General features: G+C 72.5%; 19 protein-coding genes. 11 read left to right on the top strand and 8 right to left on the bottom strand.

Annotated features, from left to right (window positions below):
• Positions 1-22: 22 nt before the first annotated feature.
• Together JKV81_RS09930 and JKV81_RS09935 are read right to left on the bottom strand one after the other, a co-directional pair.
• Entirely contained in the window at positions 23-769 is a 747-nt protein-coding gene (locus JKV81_RS09930; protein WP_124277421.1) for a DUF6227 family protein, read from the bottom strand.
• A gap of 154 nt (positions 770-923) precedes the next feature.
• The gene (locus JKV81_RS09935; RefSeq protein ID WP_202075424.1) at positions 924-1,997 is read right to left on the bottom strand and encodes a P1 family peptidase; all 1,074 of its coding nucleotides are present in this window, start codon (positions 1,995-1,997) and stop codon (positions 924-926) included.
• 243 nt (positions 1,998-2,240) lie between these two features.
• On the opposite strand from JKV81_RS09935, the gene JKV81_RS09940 reads away from it, so the two are divergent.
• From JKV81_RS09940 to JKV81_RS09990, 11 genes are all read left to right on the top strand, one after another.
• On the top strand, positions 2,241-3,104 hold the full coding sequence (locus JKV81_RS09940; RefSeq protein ID WP_202075433.1) for a helix-turn-helix domain-containing protein: 864 nt from the start codon (positions 2,241-2,243) through the stop codon (positions 3,102-3,104).
• A gap of 163 nt (positions 3,105-3,267) precedes the next feature.
• A complete protein-coding gene (locus JKV81_RS09945) occupies positions 3,268-4,131 on the top strand; it encodes an ABC transporter ATP-binding protein (RefSeq protein WP_202075425.1) in 864 nt (287 codons plus the stop codon).
• Between the two features lie 123 nt (positions 4,132-4,254).
• Positions 4,255-5,319, top strand: a complete 1,065-nt coding sequence (locus JKV81_RS09950; RefSeq protein ID WP_202075426.1) for an iron-siderophore ABC transporter substrate-binding protein — start codon at positions 4,255-4,257, stop codon at positions 5,317-5,319.
• Positions 5,300-7,432: an iron ABC transporter permease gene (locus JKV81_RS09955; RefSeq protein WP_202075427.1), complete on the top strand. Its 2,133-nt coding sequence runs from the start codon at positions 5,300-5,302 to the stop codon at positions 7,430-7,432. The genes JKV81_RS09950 and JKV81_RS09955 overlap by 20 nt, the downstream gene beginning before the upstream one ends.
• A gap of 59 nt (positions 7,433-7,491) precedes the next feature.
• Positions 7,492-8,595: a peptidase C39 family protein gene (locus JKV81_RS09960; protein WP_129263974.1), complete on the top strand. Its 1,104-nt coding sequence runs from the start codon at positions 7,492-7,494 to the stop codon at positions 8,593-8,595.
• Between the two features lie 180 nt (positions 8,596-8,775).
• Entirely contained in the window at positions 8,776-9,951 is a 1,176-nt protein-coding gene (locus JKV81_RS09965) for an MFS transporter (RefSeq protein WP_129263972.1), read from the top strand.
• Positions 9,948-12,272, top strand: coding sequence for a molybdopterin oxidoreductase family protein (locus JKV81_RS09970; protein WP_202075428.1), 2,325 nt, complete (start codon positions 9,948-9,950; stop codon positions 12,270-12,272). Before JKV81_RS09965 ends, JKV81_RS09970 begins: the two co-directional genes overlap by 4 nt.
• 7 nt (positions 12,273-12,279) lie before the next feature.
• On the top strand, positions 12,280-12,882 hold the full coding sequence (locus JKV81_RS09975; protein WP_129263968.1) for a 4Fe-4S dicluster domain-containing protein: 603 nt from the start codon (positions 12,280-12,282) through the stop codon (positions 12,880-12,882).
• Positions 12,879-13,574, top strand: a complete 696-nt coding sequence (locus tag JKV81_RS09980) for a QcrA and Rieske domain-containing protein (protein ID WP_129263966.1) — start codon at positions 12,879-12,881, stop codon at positions 13,572-13,574. Before JKV81_RS09975 ends, JKV81_RS09980 begins: the two co-directional genes overlap by 4 nt.
• On the top strand, positions 13,571-13,975 hold the full coding sequence (locus JKV81_RS09985) for a hypothetical protein (protein ID WP_129263964.1): 405 nt from the start codon (positions 13,571-13,573) through the stop codon (positions 13,973-13,975). The genes JKV81_RS09980 and JKV81_RS09985 overlap by 4 nt, the downstream gene beginning before the upstream one ends.
• Positions 13,976-14,011: 36 nt before the next feature.
• On the top strand, positions 14,012-14,236 hold the full coding sequence (locus tag JKV81_RS09990) for a hypothetical protein (RefSeq protein ID WP_202075429.1): 225 nt from the start codon (positions 14,012-14,014) through the stop codon (positions 14,234-14,236).
• 71 nt (positions 14,237-14,307) lie between these two features.
• Here JKV81_RS09990 and JKV81_RS09995 read toward each other — a convergent pair whose 3' ends face one another.
• The 6 genes from JKV81_RS09995 to JKV81_RS10020 all read right to left on the bottom strand — a co-directional run bounded on the left by JKV81_RS09995 (position 14,308) and on the right by JKV81_RS10020 (position 20,224).
• Positions 14,308-14,769, bottom strand: a complete 462-nt coding sequence (locus JKV81_RS09995; RefSeq protein WP_202075430.1) for a large conductance mechanosensitive channel protein MscL — start codon at positions 14,767-14,769, stop codon at positions 14,308-14,310.
• 118 nt (positions 14,770-14,887) lie between these two features.
• On the bottom strand, positions 14,888-15,448 hold the full coding sequence (locus JKV81_RS10000) for an RcpC/CpaB family pilus assembly protein (RefSeq protein ID WP_124277408.1): 561 nt from the start codon (positions 15,446-15,448) through the stop codon (positions 14,888-14,890).
• A gap of 230 nt (positions 15,449-15,678) precedes the next feature.
• Positions 15,679-16,527 carry an S-methyl-5'-thioadenosine phosphorylase gene (locus JKV81_RS10005; protein ID WP_124277407.1) on the bottom strand — a complete coding sequence of 283 codons (849 nt, stop codon included), beginning with the start codon at positions 16,525-16,527 and terminating at the stop codon, positions 15,679-15,681.
• Between the two features lie 89 nt (positions 16,528-16,616).
• Positions 16,617-16,967, bottom strand: coding sequence for an FmdB family zinc ribbon protein (locus tag JKV81_RS10010; RefSeq protein ID WP_124277406.1), 351 nt, complete (start codon positions 16,965-16,967; stop codon positions 16,617-16,619).
• A gap of 66 nt (positions 16,968-17,033) precedes the next feature.
• Entirely contained in the window at positions 17,034-18,314 is a 1,281-nt protein-coding gene (locus JKV81_RS10015; protein ID WP_099177373.1) for an MFS transporter, read from the bottom strand.
• 359 nt (positions 18,315-18,673) lie between these two features.
• Entirely contained in the window at positions 18,674-20,224 is a 1,551-nt protein-coding gene (locus tag JKV81_RS10020; RefSeq protein WP_241195280.1) for a potassium/proton antiporter, read from the bottom strand.
• Positions 20,225-20,346: the final 122 nt, after the last annotated feature.

Genomic DNA, 20,346 nt, shown 5'->3' on the forward strand with positions numbered 1-20,346 from the left:
GAGCTGCCGGGGAGCGGCCGGGTCAGCAGATCCGGGTGCGGTCCTCCATGGCCAGACGCGCGGTCTGCTCGTCGTCGTACACCTCGCACATGTGCCGGCCGTCGGGTGTGGCCGTGTGCTCGACCTCCCACAGGCTGGTCTCGCTGCCGTCCAGCAGGAGGAAGGCGTGCTCGTACAGCGTGAAACCGGCGTCCCGGCCGTCCACGTGGTACTGGCGGCCGAAGACCTGGGTGATGTGGTGGGCGAAGGCGGCCCGGAGGAGCCCGGCCGTCGCGGCGCCCGGCCGGTCGCCGTTCTCCGCGCGGCGCAGGACGCGGCGGGCGTGGTCCGCCGAATTGTCCGGGGCGTACACGCGGGGCAGCGGGGCCGGGGGGACGCTCATCAGCAGGGTGAGCGCCTCCAGGTCCTCGCGCAGGCTGTCGTCGCCGAGCGCGGGGGTGTCCCAGAAGCTGCCCGCGAGGCGTGCGGCGGCGAGCTGGGCGTCGGCCTCGTCGTCGTACAGCTCGTGGCGGCGCGGGGCCGTGTCGTCCCTGCCGCCGCCGTGCACCAGCTCCCACAGGGTGAGCGCGGTGCCGTCGGACAGCAGGTAGGTGTGCCGGTAGGTCTCGCGGTGCAGGACGGAACTGTGGTGGGACGAGTGCAGGGCGGAGCTGTGCGCCAGCGCCGTCCCGAGCCGGCCGACCGTGGTGTCGGACAGGTCGAAGGAGTTGAGGGCGCATCGCAGGAGTCGCTCGAGGTGCTGCTCGGTTGTCTCGTACGGATCGCTCAAGGTGCTGTCTCCAGGCCGTCGCCGCGTGTTACCTGATGCGTGCATAACGTAGTCCCTGGGTCTGACATCGTGACCGGGGTTCGCAAAAAACGTACCGCGCACGCAGAAAGTTCCCCGGTCGTCCGGGACGGAACGCAAGAGGTTCCCGGGCTCCTCAGGATGCGCCGTAGAGCTCGCTGTACGAGGGGAACGTGCCCCCGGGGCCTTCGGCGCCCCGAGCGGCCCTGACGGCCTTCACGATGGCGCGGGCCAGGGTGTCCGCCCCCGCCGCCAGGATCCCGTTGAGCGCGGCGACGGGCTCCGGCGGCAGCGGCAGCCGGCCGGTGGAGAGGGCGAAGACGGTGTCCCCGTCGGTGAGCAGGTGGACCGGCCGGACGGCGCGCGCCAGCCCGTCGTGCGCCGTGCCCGCGAGCTTCTGCGCCTGGGCGCGGGTCAGGGCGGCGTCGGTGGCGACGACGGCGATCGTCGTGTTGAGGACACCGCCGGTCTCTCCCGCCCGGCCCTCCCGCGCGCCCCGGATTCCGGCCAGCCGCCGGAGCGCGGCCTCGTGCACCGCGGGCGCGGGGTGCGCCGGAGGCTCTCCCGCCCCGTACGCGCCGTACAGCACCCCGGTCGCCGGATCGACGACGGAGCCCGCCGCGTTGACGACGGCGAGCGCGGCGACCGTGGCCCCGGAGGGCAGGCGCACGCTCGCCGTGCCGACACCGCCCTTGAGCTGCCCGGCCACCGCTCCCGTACCGGCGCCCACCGAGCCCTGGGGGACCTGTGCGCCCGGAGCGGAGGCGGCTGCGGCCTCCACGGCGGCGCGGCCGGTCGAGGCGTCAGGGCGGGCCCGCCAGTCGCCGCCCCGGCCCAGATCGAAGAGGCAGGCCGCCGGTACCACCGGCACCACCTGGGAGGGGTCCGGGCCGACCTGGACGCCGCGCCCCTGCTCCTCCAGCCAGGCCATCACGCCGGAGGCCGCGTCGAGTCCGTACGCGCTGCCGCCGGTCAGGACGACCGCGTCGATCCGCTGCACCAGGTTGCGCGGGTCGAGCGCGTCGGTCTCCCTGGTGCCGGGGCCGCCCCCGCGTACGTCGACGGCGGCCACGGCCCCGCCCTCGGGGGCGAGGACCACGGTGGTCCCGCTCAGCGCGCCCTCGCCCGGGACCCGGGCGTGCCCGACGCGGATCCCGGCCACGTCCGTCAGCGCGTCCAGCGGTCCCTGGCCGGGCAGTTCCTCGGTCATGAGAGCTCCTCGTGAGTGCGGGGGTGCCGTGTACCGCGAACGTACAGGCGCCGGCCGGGGGAGCGGGGGCGACCGGGAACGCACCACGCGGGCGCCCCCCGGACCGTCCGCCCGCCGGTCCGCTCCCCGGGCCCTCCGCCCGCCGGCCGGGCCCCAGGCGTCTCCGGTCCGGCCGGTTCCGACGCGGTCCCGGATAGACTCGTCCGCATGGTCCGACCGTCCCGTGGCGACGCGCGCCCCGGGATGTGGAGGCGCGAGGCGGGCACCGTCCTGCGCCGGGTGGAGCCGTCCGCCGAGGAGGCCACCGCGCCCTTCGCCATCATCGCCGGGCTGCGGATACCGCCCGTTCCCACCGAGTGGGCACCCCACGCGCACGCCCTCCACGAGCTCGTCTGGGTACGCGGCGGGACGCTGACCTCCCGCGTGGCGGACCGCGTCTTCACTGTGTCCGAGGGGCACGGGCTGTGGATGCCCGCCGGGCTGGTGCACGGCGGCAGGGCGACGGCCGGCGCCGAGTTCCACGACGCGTTCTTCGTCCCCGGCCGTGCGCCGATCGCGTTCGAGGAGCCGCAGGCGATCGCGATGACGCCGCTGCTGGAGTCCCTGCTGTCGCATCTGTCCCGTACGGACCTCGACGACGCGGCCAGGACGCGGGCGGAGTCGGTCGTGTTCGACGTCCTCCAGCCGTCGGAGCGCCAGTTCGTGCTGCCGCTGCCCGGCGACGCACGGATCGACGCCATCGCGGAAGCGCTGCTGGACGATCCGGCCGACTGCCGCTCGCTGGAGGAGTGGGCGCGCGGGCTGGGGATCAGCGAGCGGACGATCACCCGCGCGTTCCGCCTCGCGACGGGGCTGTCCTTCGCGCAGTGGAGGCAGGTGCTGCGGGTGCACCGGGCCCTGACGCTGCTCTCCGAGGGGCTCGATGTGACAACTGTCTCGGAGACGCTCGGCTACGCGCAGCCCAGCACCTTCATCGCCTCTTTCCGGCGGGTCATGGGCACCACACCGGGCGCCTACTTCGATAGGGCCGACGAATTCCCCCAGGATGTCCGGAATCAGTCTTCCGAAGGTGTCCGGAATCCCGTAGTGCCTGTCCAAAACTCCTGATTGCCGACAGGACAAGCGGAACATACCCTTCTCGGAGTTAGGCAACCCTTAGTTTTGCTTGCCGCGCAGGGCTTCCACCTGCGTGGAGAAGCACGCTGCCCGGCCGGTGAACGCCGGAGGGAGGGTGCCGCAGTCCCTGCCCCTCCGAGTGTCCGGACCACCGATGTTCACAAGCCCCTCCCGGCGCGCAGGTCGCCCCGCGGCCGACCCGGCCCCGCCGACGGCCGCCCTCAACGGGCACGACCTGGTACTGCGGTACAACGGCACACCGGTCGTCCACGGCGTCTCGATCGCCCTGGTACCCGGCCGTGCGACCGCTCTGGTGGGGCCGAACGGCAGCGGGAAGTCCACGCTGCTGCGCGCGCTCTCCCGGCTGCACCGGGTGGACGGCGGCCGGGTGACGCTCGGCAGCCCCGGCGAACCGTCCGAGCGCGACGCGGCCCTGCTCAGCGCCCGTCACTTCGCCCGCGAGGTCACGCTGTTCTCCCAGTCGAGGCCGTCGCCCCAAGGGCTGACGGTCGCCGAGGTCGTGGCGTTCGGACGCCACCCCTACCGGCGCGGCTTCGCCGGACCGGGCGCCGGGGACCGGAGCGCCGTCGACCACGCCATGGGCGTCACCGGCGTACGGGACATGGCGGGACGGCCGGTCGGGGAGCTCTCCGGCGGCGAGATGCAGCGTGTCTGGCTCGCGGCCTGCCTGGCCCAGGACACCGGCGTCGTGCTGCTGGACGAGCCGACCAACCACCTGGACCTGCGCTACCAGATCGAGACGCTCGACCTGGTGCGCGATCTCGTCGAGGAGCACGGCATCGCGGTCGGGATCGTGCTGCACGACCTCGACCAGGCGTCCCGCGTCGCGGACACGCTGGTGCTGATGCGCTCCGGCCGGGTGCACGCGGCGGGCGCGCCCGCCGACGTCCTCACCGCGGAGAACATCGGCGAGGTCTACGACATCCGCGTCGAGGTCGGCGTCGACCCTCGCACGGGCCGTCTCCGTATCGACCCGATCGGACGCCACCCCGGCTGAACCGCTCTCCCCCCGCTCCATCGCGACGCACCCACACACCGACTCATCGCACCGCGCCGCACTGCACCGCTTCGCACTGCATCGCACTGCATCGCATCGCAAGAACAAGAAAGAGGACCCCTCATGAACCGTGCCCGTCGCCTTGCGGCGTCAGCCTCCACGGGGCTCATAGTCCTGGCCGCAACGGCCTGCGGCACGACCACCGTCGACAAGGCCAGCGCCGACAGCAGCGCCAGCGCGTCGCCCGCGTCGGAGAGCTGTGCCGACGACACCACGACCACCTCGACGAAGCCGGTCTCCTTCAAGGACGGCGTGGGCCGTCAGGTGAAGCTCGACAAGCCGGCCAAGCGGATCGCGGTCCTGGAGTGGCAGCAGGTCGAGGACGCGCTGACGCTGTGCGTCACCCCCACCGCGGTCTCGGACGCGAAGGGGTACAGCACCTGGGTCAGCGCGGAGAAGCTGCCGAGCGGGGTGACCGACATCGGCACCCGTGAGGAGCCCGACCTCGACACCCTCTACGCGGCCAACCCCGACCTCATCGTCGTCGAGGCCTTCGACGCCGACGACGAGACCCTCGCCAAGCTGGAGAAGCGCGGCGTCCCCGTGATGGCCACGCGGGGCGCGAACCCGAAGGACCCGATCGGGAACATGCGCGAGGTCTTCAGCATGATCGGCAAGGCCACCGGGCGCACCGAGCGCGCCGACCAGGTGCTCAAGGAGTTCGACGACCACCTCGCCACGGCGAAGAAGCAGGTCACCGACGCCGATCTGCCGACGAAGGACTTCGTGTTCTTCGACGGATGGCTGGAGGGCGGCAACCTCACCGTCCGCCCCTACAGCAAGGGCGCCCTGTTCACCGAGATCGGTGAAGAGCTCGGCATGAAGTCGGCGTGGACCGACGACGTCAACAAGGCGCACGGCGACGGCGGTGTCGACCCCTCGTACGGTCTCGCGCAGACCGACGTCGAGGGACTCACCTCGGTGGGCGACGCCAACCTCTTCTACGCCAACGACGAAGGTGCCGGCGGGTATGTCTCCGCACTGGAGAAGAACCCGCTCTGGAAGAGCATGCCGGCCGTGAAGGAAGGCCGCGCGCACTCCTTCCCGGCACGGGTCTGGGGCGCCGGCGGTCCGCGCTCGTGCGAGCAGGCGATCGACGCGTACGTCGATGTACTCGACAAGAAGTGAGCAGCAAGAAGTGAGCACAGCGCGGACACCGGCGCTCCGAGGGGGAGCGCTGCCACGCACGGAGAGCGGCGGCGGCCCCACCGGAGTGGCCGTCCTGGCCTTCCTCCTCGTCGTGACCGTCCTGGTGGGCATGTGGCACCTGACGCAGGGGACCTCCGGTGTCGGCGTCGGCGACCTCGTGCGGTACCTCGGCGGGGAGCGCGAGAACACCGGCGGGGCGCCGGTCGGTGAGATCCTCACCGGCTCGCGCCTGCCGCGCCTGTTCGCGGGCGTGGCGGTGGGCATCGCCCTCGGCGCGGCCGGGGCGCTGCTCCAGTCCGTCACGCACAACCAGCTCGCCTCCCCGGACACCCTCGCGGTCACGGCCGGGGCCTACTTCACGCTCTCGTTCGTCGCGGCGCTCGGTCTCACGGTCCCGCTCTGGGCGTCGGGCGCCGTGGCCTTCGCCGGCGGCCTGACCGCGGCGGTGCTCGTGCTGCTCCTCGCGGGGCGGGCCGCGGGCACCACGGGCACCCGGCTCATCCTCGCCGGGTCGGCGACGGCGATGGCTCTGGACGCGGCCACCGCGATGGTCCTGATCCTGTTCAAACAGAACACGACCGGGCTCTTCGCCTGGGGGAGCGGCTCGCTCGCCCAGATCAACATCGACGCGTCGCTGCGCGCCTTCCCCCTCGTGGCCGTGGTGCTGTGCGCCGCCCTGGCGCTGTCCCGCAGGCTCGACGTGATGAACCTCGGCGACGACGCCGCGTCCACCCTCGGCGTGCCGATCCGGTCCACCCGCGTGATCGCCGTGATCTGCGCGGTCGTCCTGACCAGCACGGCGGTGACCCTCGCGGGCCCGATCGCCTTCGTCGGCCTCGGCGCCCCCGTGTTCGCCCGGCTGATCGCGGGGCGGGTCCGGGCGCTGCGGCGGCACCTCTTCCTGGTGCCCGCGGCCGGGCTGCTGGGCGCGCTGCTCATCCTGCTCGCGGACGCGACGCTGCGGGCGGTGCAGGGCGCGGACGGGGCCGCCTCCATCCCCACCGGTGTGCCGACCGCGCTGCTCGGCTCCGTCGTGATCGTGATCCTCGCGCTCCGCCTCCGCGACACGGGCCGGCTCCGTCAGCCCCCGCACGCACGGGTCGCCGCACGGTCGCGCCGCGCCTTCCTTCTCGTCGTGTCCGGCTCGGTGGTGCTCCTGGCAGCCGCCGCCCTCGTGGCGGTCCTGGCGGGAAGCCTCTGGCTGCGGACGGGGGACATCGCGCTCTGGGTCCAGGGCACCGCCCCCGGCCTCGTCGGGCAGGCGCTCGACGACCGGGTCCCGCGCGTGCTCGCCGCGATCCTCGCCGGAGCGGCCCTCGGACTGGCCGGATGCGTCGTCCAGGGCGCGGTACGCAATCCGCTGGCCGAGCCGGGCGTGCTCGGCATCACCGCGGGCGCCGGGCTGGGGGCGGTCGCCGTCGTCACCTCAGGACTCTCCGGCGGACGGCCGCTGCTCATCGTGGCCGCGGTCGTGACGGGACTCGCCACGTTCGGGCTGATCGCCCTGCTGTCCTGGCGCGGGGGCTTCCTGCCCGACCGGTTCGTCCTGATCGGTATCGGCTGCGGGTACGGCATCAGCTCCGTCACCACCTTCCTCCTGCTGCGTGCCGACCCGTACAACACCCCCCGGATCTTCACCTGGCTCTCCGGCACGACCTACGGGCGTACGTTCCCCGACGTCGTACCGGTCGCGGTGGCCCTGGCGCTCGCGCTTCCCGTGCTGCTCGCCATGCGCGGCCATCTCGACCTGCTCGCCGTCGACGAGGACACCCCGCGCGTCGTCGGCGTCCGGCCGGAACGCACACGGTTCGTCGCACTGGCCGTCGCGGCGGTGCTCGCGGCGCTCAGCGTGATCGCCGTCGGGGTCGTCGGCTTCGTCGGGCTCGTCGCCCCGCACCTCGCCCGGTCGCTGGTGGGCGCCCGGCACGGACGGTCGATCCCGGTCGCGATGCTGCTCGGAGGGCTGCTGGTCTGCGTGGCCGACGCCCTCGGACGCACGGTCGTCGCACCGGCCCAGGTGCCGGCGGGTCTCATGATCGCCCTGGTCGGCGGCCCGTACTTCATCTGGGTGCTCCGGCAGTCCCGCGCCTGACGAGGGGCCCGGCCCCCTCCCCCTGTCCCTCCGCCCCGACCTCAACTGGAGCGCCCGTGATGCCGTCTCCGCAGGCCCAGCCGCACCTTCCCGCCGTGAGGAGCGTCGTCGAACCGTTCGACCCCGACGCGTCGCCGAGCCTGCTGGGACGCCTCGCGCACCTGGTGCCGGAGCGCTGGCGCACGGTCGACCGCTCGGCCCACGCGCCCCGCCTCGTGACCGTTCCGGGCGACGACGGTACGGACCGGGCCGGGGCCGCGCTCGTGACAGCGCGCCCGCACACGGCCTACCTCAAGATCGTCGACGCGGTCGGTGACGTACCGGCGGTCGTCGAGGCCGTCGTCGCGCACGCACGCGGTCTGGGGCTCGCGCAGGTCAAGTGGGAAGGGTGGACGGTGAGCCCGGAGGAGGCGGCCGCCGCCGGCTTCGCCCCGCTGAGCCCGCCGCTCACGCCGGTGGAGGAGGGGGCAGGGCCGGATGCCGGTCACGTCCGCTGGCTGGGCGACGGGCCGGGCGCCGAGCCCCCGTACTACGGGCAGACCACGCACTTCTCGTGCGGCGCCGTCACCGCCCTGGTCGCGCAGGCGCACGCGGGGACGCTGCCGCGGGAGGCGCTCGACCGGGAGGCCGAGCTGACGCTGTGGCGCGACGCGACCAACTTCCCCTCGTGCGAACCGGTCGGACTGGGCGTCGCCGTGCGCCGTGCGTGGCCTTCGTCCCCCGTCACGGTCCACCTCGACACGGACCTGCCCGTCCTCCTCGGCCATCTCCCGGAGAAGGAACAGGAGTGGCGCGCCCTGCTCCAGCGCACCTCGCGTACGGAAGCCGGGCGGACCGGTGTCCCCGTCGACCCGTGCCGTCTCTCCCTCGCCGCGATCCGGGACGCCATCGGCCGAGGGGAGCATGTGCTGCTCCTGGTCTCGCTCGCCGGGATGCAGGGGTTCGACGTGCCGCACTGGGTGCTCTGCCACGGGGTCGTGCCCGGCGCCGTCGTGATCGAGGACCCCTGGGCCCACGCGGTCGCGGGGGACACCTGGGTCGACGCCCATCTGCTGCCGGTCCCCGACGCGTCACTCGACACCATGTCGGTCCTCTCACCGGAGGACTTCCGGGGCGCGGTGTCCCTCGGCCGCCCGCAGCAGCGCGACACACCCCAGGACTGACCGGCAGCGCGTGCCACCCGGACCCGGGCAGGCAGCCCGCGGCAGCGCGGTACCTCCCCGGCCGACCGGCAGCGCGGTACATCCCTGGCCGACCGGCAGCGCGGGCCACCCGGGCGACGCACTCACGCCATAGCGGCACATAACGGGACCGAACGCCCGATGCGGCCCTACGGTGGCCGGGTGACCGAGCCACCAGAACCCGCCGCAGCCGAGCAGCCCGAGGCCGGTGCCCGCACCGGCACGACCGGCGGGACCGGCACGACCGGCGGGCCGGACGGCCGGCGACCCGGCAGGGGGGCCGCTGCCGCCGCGCGGGCGGCCCGGAGCCTTCCGCAGTCCGTCTCCGGCCGCGCGGCCCTGGCCGGCGCCGTCGTCTCCGGCCTGCTGATCCTCGCGATCGTGTTCGGCAGCCGCCTGCTGCACGACTTCGACTCGGCGCTCCTCCCGTACGCCGTCGCCACCGTCTTCCTCGCCTTCGGGGTCGCCTACCGCTACACGGTCTGGGTCTCGGCCCCCGGCGCCCGACGGCTCTTCAGGAACGGCTGGCGCAGCCTGTTCTCGGCGGAGAACTTCCGCAGGACACCCACCGCCCTGCCGAAGATGATCGCGACGTACCTGGGCTTCCAGAAGTTCCTCGGCGCCCGCTCCCACGCCCGCTGGGCCGCCCACCAGCTGATCTTCTGGGGCTGCATCCTCGCCGCGCTGATCACCTTCCCGCTGACCTGGGGCTGGTTCACCTTCACCTCCGACAGCGGCGCGGGGCCCGGCTACGCGATGCGCATCTGGGGCATCAAGGTCCTCGGCTTCGACTCGCTGAGCTTCATCGGCTGGGTGATGTTCCACGGCCTGGACCTCGCGGCCGTACTCGTCATCCCCGGCGCGGGGTACTTCCTCTGGCGCCGTATGAAGGACCGCGGAGCCATCACCGGCCAGCGGTTCGCCTACGACATGGTGCCGCTGCTCGCCCTGATCGTCATCTCCGTGACCGGTCTGCTGCTCACCTTCTCCTCGATCTTCCTGCACGGCGGGGGCTACGAGTTCCTGGCGGTCCTCCACATGGTGTCGGTGGTCTTCACCCTCATCTACATCCCGTTCGGGAAGTTCTTCCACATCGTGCAGAGACCGGCGGCGGTCGGCATGCAGCTCTTCAAGTACACCGCGCGCCAGGACGACGAGGTCTTCGCCTGCCGCCGCTGCGAGGAGCCCATCGACACCGGCCCGTACGTCGAGAACCTGCGCGGCACCATGCGTGACCTCGAACTCGGCTTCGACGCATGGGCCGAGTACTGCCCGCGCTGCAAGCGGGTCCTGCGAGGCAACGCCTATCTCACCCAGGTCAAGAAGGGCTTCAAGTGACCGCGGACCCCCACGCAGCCGGCAGCCGTACGATCCTTCCCCTCGACCCCTCGCCGGCACCTCCGGGCACCCGGGGCTTCCGGGACGCGGGCGGCATCCCGGCGGACCAGTGGCACGCCGACCAGAACGGCGAGACGCTCGTCCCCACCCACTGCTGCTTCTGCGGTGTCCAGTGCGGGATGTACCTCCGTGTGGACCGCGGCGGCAAGGTCTTCGGCGTGGAGCCCCGCAACCACGACATCAACCGCATGCGGCTCTGCCCCAAGGGCATCAACGCCTACCAGCAGGTCAACCACCCGGACCGGCTCACCGCCCCGCTCATGCGCCGCTCCCGTGACGAGGAACTGCGCGAGGTCAGCTGGGACGAGGCGCTCGACTTCACGGTCTCCGAGATCCAGCGCATCCAGCGGGAGCACGGACGCGACGCCTTCGGCGTGCTCGGCGGGGCCAGCCTCTTCTCCGAGAAGACGTATCTGGTGGGGAAGTTCGCCCGGGTGGCGCTGAAGACCAGGCACGTCGACTACAACGGCCGGCTCTGCATGGTCAGCGCAGCCGGGGCCAACAAGCTCGCCTTCAACATCGACCGGGCCGGCAACCCCTTCTCCGACATCCTGCTCACCGACTGCCTGCTGCTCGCCGGGGCCAACGTCGGCGAGTGCTTCCCCGTGCTGACCCAGTACGTCTGGGGCGCCCGGGACCGCGGCGCCACCCTGATCGTCGTCGACCCGCGCGAGACGGCGGTCGCGCGCACCGCCGACATCCACGTCGCGCTCAAGTCGGGCACCGACTCGGCCTTCTTCAACGCCGTGCTGAACGTCGTCATCGAGGAGGGCCTCACCGACGAGGCCTACCTCGCGGCACATGCCACCGGCTGGGAGGAGGTCAAGGCCAACGCCGCCCAGTACCCCCCGTCCCGCGCCGCCGAGATCTGCGGGATCCCCGCGGAACAGGTCGTCCAGGTCGCCCGCGCCTTCGCCCGCGCGCCCAAGGCCATGGCCTTCCACGCCCGGGGCATCGAGCACCACACCCAGGGCGTCGAGAACTGCCTCAGCGTGATCAACCTCTGCACCGCCACCGGCCACATCGGCAAGCCCGGAGCCGGCTACGGCACCCTCACCGGGCAGGGGAACGGCCAGGGCGGCCGCGAGCACGGACAGAAGGCCGACCTCCTCCCCGGCGGACGCTCGATCCTCAACGAGGAGCACCGCCGCCAGATCTGCGAGATCTGGGGCATCGAGGAGTCCGAACTCCCCGCCGCCGGCACGTCGATGATGGAAATGGTCTGGCAGATGCAGCGCCAGGAGATCCGCGGCCTGATCGGCATCTGCAACAACCCCTTCGTCTCGCTCCCCAACTACGCCGTGGTCAAGGAGGGGTACGACACCACCGAATTCCACGCCCAGTTCGACTTCTTCCTCTCCGAGACCGCCGCCAACGCCCACGTCGTCTTCCCCGTCACCATCTGGGCCGAGGACGAAGGGGTGATGGCCAACGCCGAGGCCCGCGTCGTCAAGCACAACAAGGCGCAGGAACCGCCGGCCGGGGTACGGACCGACACCTGGGTGATGTGCGAGATCGCCCGCCGTCTCGGCGCCGGGGACAAATTCGCCTTCGGCAGCTCCCGCGAGGTCTTCGACGAGCTGCGCAGGGCCTCCGCGGGCACCGTCATCGACTACTCCGGCATCACCTACGAGCGGCTGGAGGAGACCGGCGGGATCTCCTGGCCCTGCCCGTCCACCGACCACCCCGGCACCCCTCGGCTGTTCGAGGACGGCACGACCTACCACGCGGACGGCAAGATCCATATGCAGGTCGTCGAGTGGCACCCGCCGGCCGACCCGTACGACGAAGCGCACCCGATGACCCTGACCACCGGACGCACCGTCGCCCACTTCCTCTCCGGCAACCAGACCCGCCGGCTGGGCGCCCTCGTCGAGCAGACCCCCCGGCCCTGGGCCGAGGTCCACCCGTCCCACGGGTTCCGCAACGGCGAACCCGTCCGCGTCGTCACCCGGCGCGGCAGCGAGGTCTTCCCCGCCCTGGTCACCGAGGCGATCCGGCCCGACACGGTGTTCATCCCCTACCACTGGCCCGTCCCGACAGCGGCCAACGCACTCACCATCGACGCCCTGGACCCCCGCTCCAAGATCCCCGAGTACAAGGTCTGCGCCTGCCGCATCGAGCACGCCGACGCGATCGACGAGGTCCCCGCGCCACCGGTCGCCCCCGGCCACGTCGCCTACCCCGAGACCCAGGTCTCCCGCACCGACCCACTGCCGCCCTCGGCCCCGCAGGGCCGCGGCACCTCGGAAAGGAGCTGATGTCCCGATGATGGGCAGAACGATGTTCATCGACCCGGGGCGCTGCATCGGCTGTCAGGCCTGTGTCTCCGCCTGCCGCGAGTGCGACTCGCACCGGGGCAAGTCGATGATCCACCTCGACTACACCGACGAGGGTTCATCCGTCGCCTCCCTTCCCACGGTCTGTATGCACTGCGAGGACCCGGTGGCCCCCTGCGCCGAGGTCTGCCCGGCCGACGCGATCCTGGTCACCGCCGACGGCGTCGTGCAGCAGGCCGACACCACCCGCTGCATCGGCTGCGCCAACTGCGTCAACGCCTGCCCCTTCGGCGTACCGAAGATCGATCTCCAGGCGAAGCTGCAGCTGAAGTGCAACCTCTGCTACGACCGCACCGCCTACGGGCTCGCCCCCATGTGCGCCACGGTCTGCCCCACCGGTGCGCTCTACTACGGCACCATCGAGGAGCTCCAGGCGGAGCGTCCCGGTGTGCAGGTCGCCGACACCTTCGTCTTCGGCGAGAGCGAGGTCCGCACCGGCGTGGCCATGGTCGTGCCCGCCGAGCGGGTCCAGTGGCCGGTGCCGGGCGGACTTCCCGTCGTCGAGATCAACGGGAAGGACGTCCGCCGATGAGCGTCACCGAACAGGAGCAGCCGGGCCCCGACCACGGCTCCGGGGGCGACCCCCGTGCAGCGCTGCACGACCGGATCGCCGCCGACTCGCTCACCACCCGGCGCGACTACCTCCGGATCGTCGCCACCGTGTCCGGCGGCCTCGCCGTGGGCGGTCTGGCCGTCGCGGGCGGCATCCTCCACCGGCACGGCGAGACGGAGGACGGCAAGGCACCGGCCCCGAGGCGGATCGCCGCGCAGCTGCTGCCCGGCGAGTCCCTCGCCTTCCGCTACCCGGGAGACGAGGACCGTGCGGTCGCCGTCCGGCTGGACGACGGCACCCTCGCCGGCTACTCCGCCGTCTGCACCCACCTCGCGTGCGGGGTGCTCTGGCGCAAGGACCGGGGCACGGAGGGCGAGCTCTACTGCCCGTGCCACGAGGGCGTCTTCGACGCCCGCACCGGCGAGGTCACGGCCGGCCCGCCGCCCCGGGGCCTGCCCAAGGTGGTGCTGACCGAGCTGGACGACGGCAGTATCTGGGCCGTCGGGACGACCCGCTCGGGGGAGAGCGCCGAGGAGGGACTCTGCCGCCAGCTCGTCGAGGACCGCCCCGACCTCGCCGAACGGATCGGCTGCCCCGGCACCGGAGGCGGCGCGGAAGCACCCGCCGTGCCGGCCCCCACCGGCGCCGCGTCCACGGGGAGGCCGTCATGACCGAGCCGCTGGACCCGGTCGAGCCGCCCCGGCCTCCCCGCCCGTCCGGAACGGCGTACCCCGACTATCACCCCGGCAGCGAACGGGCCGAGCTGAACCGCCCCCTTCATGAGCGCTACCCCCAGATCCGGCCCACCAGCGGCTATGCCGACCCCCGGGTGCGCCACACCGGCCCGGGCCCCGGGGCGGGCTCGGAGCAGGAACCCGAGCGCTCCGCGAAGCTGACGGCCAGGCTGGTACTGGCGATGAGCGTCGTCATCGGCCAGCTGTGGGCGCTGACGGAGGTCGTCAACGTCTGGATGGAGGGCGACACGGGCACGGCCTGGTGGGGCGCCGGCTTTCTCTGTCTGTCGTTCCTCGTCGTGCTGGGGCTGTGGCTGCTCGACCCCGGGGATCGCTGAGCCTGGCCGTGGCCCGGAGGGCCGTATCCTGGAGGTATGAGTACCGCCCCCGCCCCCGGACCGCGAGAGTCGAAGCCGCCGGAGCCCCGGCAGAAGTCTCCGCAGGAGCCGAGGCCCAGGCCGTCGGCCCTGGTCTTCGACGATCCGCTGGACCGGCAGTCCGCGGACGACACGGACCAGGGATGGGGCGAGCGGGCTCCTGCGAGCAGTGCCTCCGACCTGGCCCGCTTCCTCGACGAGAAGCCGCCTCATCACATCTGAACCCGCTACCGGCAGCGGCATCCTCGTCCGCGCCGGTGGCCGGAGAGGGCCCCGGCCGTACGGACAGGGCCTCAGGCCTGGCCCCGCTGGGCGACCAGCGCGTCGCGGATCTCCTTCAGCACCTCCAGCTCGCTGACCTCCAGCGTCTCCTGCACGTCCTCCTTCGCGGCCTGGGCCGCGGCCCGCCTGGCGAGGTACTTCGCCATCGGCAGCACCATCAGGAAGTAGACGACGGCGCCGGTGATCAGGAAGCTGAGGGCGGCGCTGAGCACCGAGCCCCACAGGATCTCGATGCCGTCCATCCTTCCGGTCCCCGGATCCACCGCACAGGGGCCCTGAAGGCAGGACGTGTACTTCTCCAGGTCCTGGGTGCCGAACGCACCGACCACCGGATTGATGATCCCCTTCACGACCGCGTCGACCACGTTCGTGAACGCGGCACCGATGACGACGGCGACCGCCAGGTCGATCACATTGCCGCGTGTCAGGAAGGCTTTGAACCCCTCCAGCAGACCGACCTTCTTCTCGCTCACATGCGAGCCTTCCTCTGTGCGTGCCGTGGGGGAGCTGACTGCCCCGTCACATAAGGCGGCAGAAGGCCACGCTGTCCAATCGGGTACGTCCGGCGGGTGAGTTGACGCGATACCTGTTCTATTCGGCACGGGACACCGCCACCGAGAGCAGCCCCGACGCACCGGCACCGGCCAGGGCCGCGGCGGTGTCCCGCTCCACGGCCAGGACCACCAGCGCGCCCTGTCCCATGCCCGCCCCGCCGTCGGCCTCCGGGTATGCGGCCGATCCGCCGCCCGCACCGCGCGGGACCTCCGTCACCCGTACGTCGCGCGCCACCACCTCGGCCCGTGACTCCCCGTCGGCCGCGGCGATCACATCGACGCGGTCGCCCGGCCGCAGCAGACCGACCGTCGCCGCGTCGGCGATCCGTACCGGCGCGGACACCAGACGTGGGGCAGGGCTGCCGGGCCCCGGCGGCCCGCCTCCCGCGACGGCCGCCGCCCCTCTCTCACCGCTCAGTCCCGACGCGGCGAGCACGGCTGAAGCCAGCGCGAACCCCGCGGCCAGCGCCCGGCGCTGACCGCGCAGAGCCCGCCGCAGCCGGCGCCCACCCCCGCCCCGCACCCGCAGAGGTCCGAAGGGCGGCACCCCGCAGGGTGCGGGAGGCGCGGGACGTGTATCGGGCACCGAGGGGAACATGGCCAACACCACCTGCCGTGAGGGGAGTCCGCGGAGAACCCCGCCGGACTCCCCTCACGATCCACCGTCTGCGGAGATCCCGCCGAGCCCTGTGGACAGCCATGGCGATGTGGAAAACCCCGTCACCCGTACGGGGCACCACGCCACCTGCGCGAGGCAGCGAGCCTCCCGCACGGGCACCACGGGACCGGAAGCGCAGGGCCTACCCGGAAGCGCGAGGACCTACGGCGCTACGGCAGCCCGATCCCCGTCTCGATCCCGTCCAGCGCGTGCGCGCAGACGCAGTCGCGGCCGTCGTTCGGGGGCAGGGCGGCCACCGCGTCGAAGAGCACCGACCGCAGCCGGTCCACGTTCTCCGCGAACACCTCCAGCACCTCCGTGTGGCTGACGCCCTCCCCGGCCTCCGCCCCCGCGTCGAGGTCCGTCACCAGCGTCAGCGTCGTGTAGCAGAGGTTCAGTTCACGGGCGAGCACCGCTTCCGGATGGCCCGTCATCCCGACGACCGACCAGCCCATCGCGGCGTGCCAGCGCGACTCCGCGCGGGTCGAGAAGCGCGGCCCCTCGACGACGACCAGGGTGCCGCCGTCCACCGGCTCCCAGTCGCGGCCGCGCGCCGCCGCCAGGGCGGCCTTGCGGCCCTCGGGGCAGTACGGGTCGGCGAAGCCGAGGTGCACCACGTTCGGCTGGGTCCCGTCGGCCAGGGGCTCACCGTCGTAGAAGGTCTGCGTGCGCGCCTTGGTGCGGTCGACCATCTGGTCCGGCACGAGCAGGGTCCCCGGGCCGTACTCCGGGCGCAGGCCGCCGACCGCGCACGGGCCGAGCACCTGGCGTACGCCCACGGAACGCAGGGCCCAGAGGTTGGCGCGGTAGTTGATCCGGTGCGGCGGGAGGTGGTGACCGCGGCCGTGGCGCGGCAGGAACGCCACCCGGCGGCCCGCGAGCTCACCCAGGAAGAGGGAGTCGCTCGGCGCTCCGTACGGGGTGTCCACCTGGATCTCGGTCACGTCCTCCAGGAAGGAGTAGAAGCCCGATCCGCCGATGACACCGATGTCCGCTGTAGCCGTCTCCGCATTCGCCATGCGGTCACACTAACGGGAGGCGCACGGCCAGGACCCCGCCGAGTCGATCAGCGGGGTCCGGTGGAACGTGTGGTGCGGGGCGCGTGGCCTCAGGCGGCCGACGTACCGCTCGACGACGTGGAAGAAGCCGAGGAGGCGGACGACGACGCTGCCGAAGCGGCCGGCTTCGCGTCCGACGTGGACGACGACGAGTCGGACGTCTTGGCGGACGAGTCCGACGTCTTCGAGGACGACGACGTGGCCGGCGTGCTGCTCGACGAGGAGCCGCGGCTGTCGTTCCGGTAGAAACCGGATCCCTTGAAGACGATGCCGACGGCCGAGAACACCTTCTTGAGGCGTCCCTCGCAGTTCGGGCACACGGTCAGGGCATCATCGGTGAACTTCTGCACCGCTTCGAGGCCCTCGCCGCATTCGGTGCACTGGTACTGATAGGTCGGCACTTGCTCCTCCTGGCACTCTCACTCAATGAGTGCTAACGACGCTCCATACTGACCTATTCCGAGCGATCAGTCCACCGTGACCGGCTCGCGGTGACCGATCCCACGTGCCACCGTCCGTCCCGCGGCCCTCGGCGTCAGCCGTGAACGCAGGGTCAGCAGGGTCGCCAGCGCCAGCGCCGTACCGGCCAGCGGGACGACGAAACCGGTGCTCGCGCCGTGGGCGTCCGCGAGCTGTCCGGCCACCGTGACGGCGGCCGCCTGGCCGAGCGCCACGGCACCCGTCAGCCAGGTGAAGGCCTCGGTCCTGGCGGACGCGGGCACCAGCGCCTCGACCAGGGTGTAGCCGCTGATCAGCGCGGGAGCGATGCAGAGGCCCACCAGCAGCCCGAGGCCCGCCAGCAGCGGTGCGGAGTGCACGGCCCAGAGCCCGGACGCCGTGAGCGTCAGGGCCACGTAGCCGACGATCAGCCGGCGGCGCGGGCTGCTCTTCCAGGCGATGGCCCCGCAGGCGATGCCGGCCAGCATGTTGCCGGCCGCGAAGGTCCCGTACAGCAGCCCGTTCAGGCCGGGCCGGCCGATCTCCTCGGAGAACGCCGTCAGCGAGACCTGCATGCCGCCGAAGACGGCGCCGATGCCCAGGAAGGTGATCGCGAGGACCCGCACGCCGGGTACGGAGAGCGCCGAGCGGTGCGGCTCCGCCTCCGTGGCGGCACCCCGGGGCGCGGGCTGGGTGGAGCGCTGCGCGGCGAACAGGACGCCGCCCAGCAGCGTCAGCGCCGCCTCGGCGATCAGCCCGGCCGCCGGGTGCACGCCGGTGCAGAGCGCCGTCGTCAGTACGGGGCCGACGACGAAGGTGAACTCGTCCGTCACCGACTCGAAGGCGGCGGCCGTGCTCATCAGCGGGGAGGCGGGGCGCCCCGGGGCCGCACCGAGCCGGGCCGCCCAGCGGGCCCGCACCATCGGCCCGACCTGCGGGATGGAGGCACCGGTGGGAACCGCCGCCAGGAACAGCGCCCACAGGGGCGCGTCCGCCAGGGCGAGTGCCGTGAGGGTGCCGACGGAGGCGGCGTGGAGCAGGACGCCGGGCAGCAGCACGGCACGCTGGCCGAACCGGTCGGCGAGCCGGCCGCTCTGCGGCGCGAACAGGGCCATGGAGACGCCGGAGACGGCGGCCACGGCGCCCGCACTGCCGTACGAGCCGGTGGTGTGCTGAACCAGGAGCACGATGCCGATGGTCAGCATCGCGAAGGGCTGCCGGGCGGCGAAGCCCGGGAGAAGGAAGGTCCACGCACCCGGGGTGCGCAGCAACTGCCCGTAACCGGGGCGGTCGGAGACCGTGGACGCCACGGTCCATGCCTTTCTGCCGCCTGGTGGCCGTGCTCCCCGGGGCCGTTCCGCACCGGGGTGCGGAACGCGTGCGGGGGCTGCCGAGAGCTGTCCTCTTCGCGCGGGACTGCGGTAGATGCCGGGCGCTCGCTCCAGAGGCGAAGGACGCCACGACCGCCATACGGTCGCGCCAGCTCTGCATCAGACAGAGTTGGTCGATCAGGGTAAGTCGATCACGTTCACATCGAGTGGATCCGAAGATCCGGTCCTTCATCTTACAGGTCCTGGCCCCGGCACACCTGCGGATGTGCGCGGGGCGCTCCTGACCGCGTCAAGTCGGTGACAGGACTGCCTCAGGCCGACGAGAAGACCGCATCGGGTCAGTGAGGGGCCCTGCTGCCGTGCTTGTCGCCTGTACGGCTCTCGCCGCCCTTGCTGAGCTTCTTCGCCAGCTTCACGAGGTGCGGCACGTCCACCGTGCCGGCGTCCGGCCCGCTCTGTCCGCCGGTCCCCAGCCAGCCGGCCAGCTTGCCGCCCTGGCCGACCGCCCGCAGCCGGGCCTCCGCCGCGTCCCGCACCGGATCGGTCGCGACGACCAGCAGTTCGTCCCCGTGGCGCAGCACGGTCGAGGGTGCGGGGACGAAGCTCTTGCCGTCCCGTACGACGAGGGTGACCGCGGCCCCGGCGGGCAGCCGGAGCTCCGCGACCTCCACGCCGTGCATCTTGGACTTGCCGGGGACCGCGACGGACAGCAGATGCCCGCGCAGCCGCTCCAGGGGCGCCGACTCGATGCCGAGGTCGGCGGTCTCCGACGGGTCGTCGGAGATCTTGAGGATCTTCGCCAGCCAGGGCAGCGTCGGCCCCTGGATCAGCGTGTAGACGATGACCAGCACGAAGACGATGTTGAAGACCCGGGTGCTGCCGTCGATCCCGGACACCATGGGGATGGTCGCCAGGACGATGGGTACGGCGCCGCGCAGACCCGCCCACGACATCAGGGCCTTCTCGCGCCGTGGCAGCCGGAAGGGCGCCAGGCTGATGAAGACCGACAACGGCCGGGCGACGGCGGTCAGGACGAGTCCCACGACCACGGCCGGCCAGAAGTCCACGATCAGGTCGTGCGGGGTGACCAGCAGACCGAGCAGGACGAACATGCCGATCTGGGCGAGCCAGCCGAGCCCGTCGGCGAAGCCCCGGGTGGCCGGCCAGTGCGGCAGCTTGGAGTTGCCGAGGACCATCGCGGCCAGGTAGACGGCCAGGAACCCACTGCCGTGCGCCATGGCGCCCGCGGCGTACGCGGACACCGCGATGGCCATCACGGCGATCGGGTAGAGCCCGGACGCGGGCAGTGCCACATGGCGGATCCCGAGGGCGCCGAGCCAGCCCACCGCGAGACCGATGGCCGCGCCGATGGCCAGCTCCAGGGCTATCTCGCCGACCAGGACGTACCAGTGCTCCACGGGTCCCACGGCGGAGAACGCCACCACGAGGATGACCACGGGGGCGTCGTTGAAGCCGGACTCGGCCTCCAGGACGCCGGTGATCCGGGACGGGAGGGGGACCTTGCGCAGGACGGAGAAGACCGCCGCCGCGTCGGTCGAGGAGACGACGGCGCCGATGATCAGGGACTGCCGCCAGTCGAGGCCGACGAGGAAGTGCGCCGCGCTCGCGGTGACGCCCACGCTGATGCCCACACCGAGCGTCGACAGCATGGCTGCCGCCGGCAGCGCGGGTTTCACTTCTTTCCACTTCGTGCCCAGCCCGCCCTCGGCCAGGATGACGACCAGGGCGGCGTAGCCGATCACCTGGGTCAGCTCGGCGTTGTCGAACTTGACGTCGAAGATGCCGTCCTGCCCCAGGGCGATGCCGATGCCGAGGTACAGGAGCAGGCTGGGGAGCCCGCTGCGGGACGAGATGCGTACCGCCGCCACGGCGACCAGCAGGACGAGTGAGCAGACGAGCAGAAGTTCGTTGAGCGCGTGGACAGTCAGGGTCCGTTCCTTCCCTGCGTAGGAGCATCCGGCAATCGGGGGCCCCCGATTGCCGGATGCTC

Source organism: Streptomyces silvae (assembly GCF_016745505.1).
GTDB classification, from domain to species: domain Bacteria; phylum Actinomycetota; class Actinomycetes; order Streptomycetales; family Streptomycetaceae; genus Streptomyces; species Streptomyces silvae.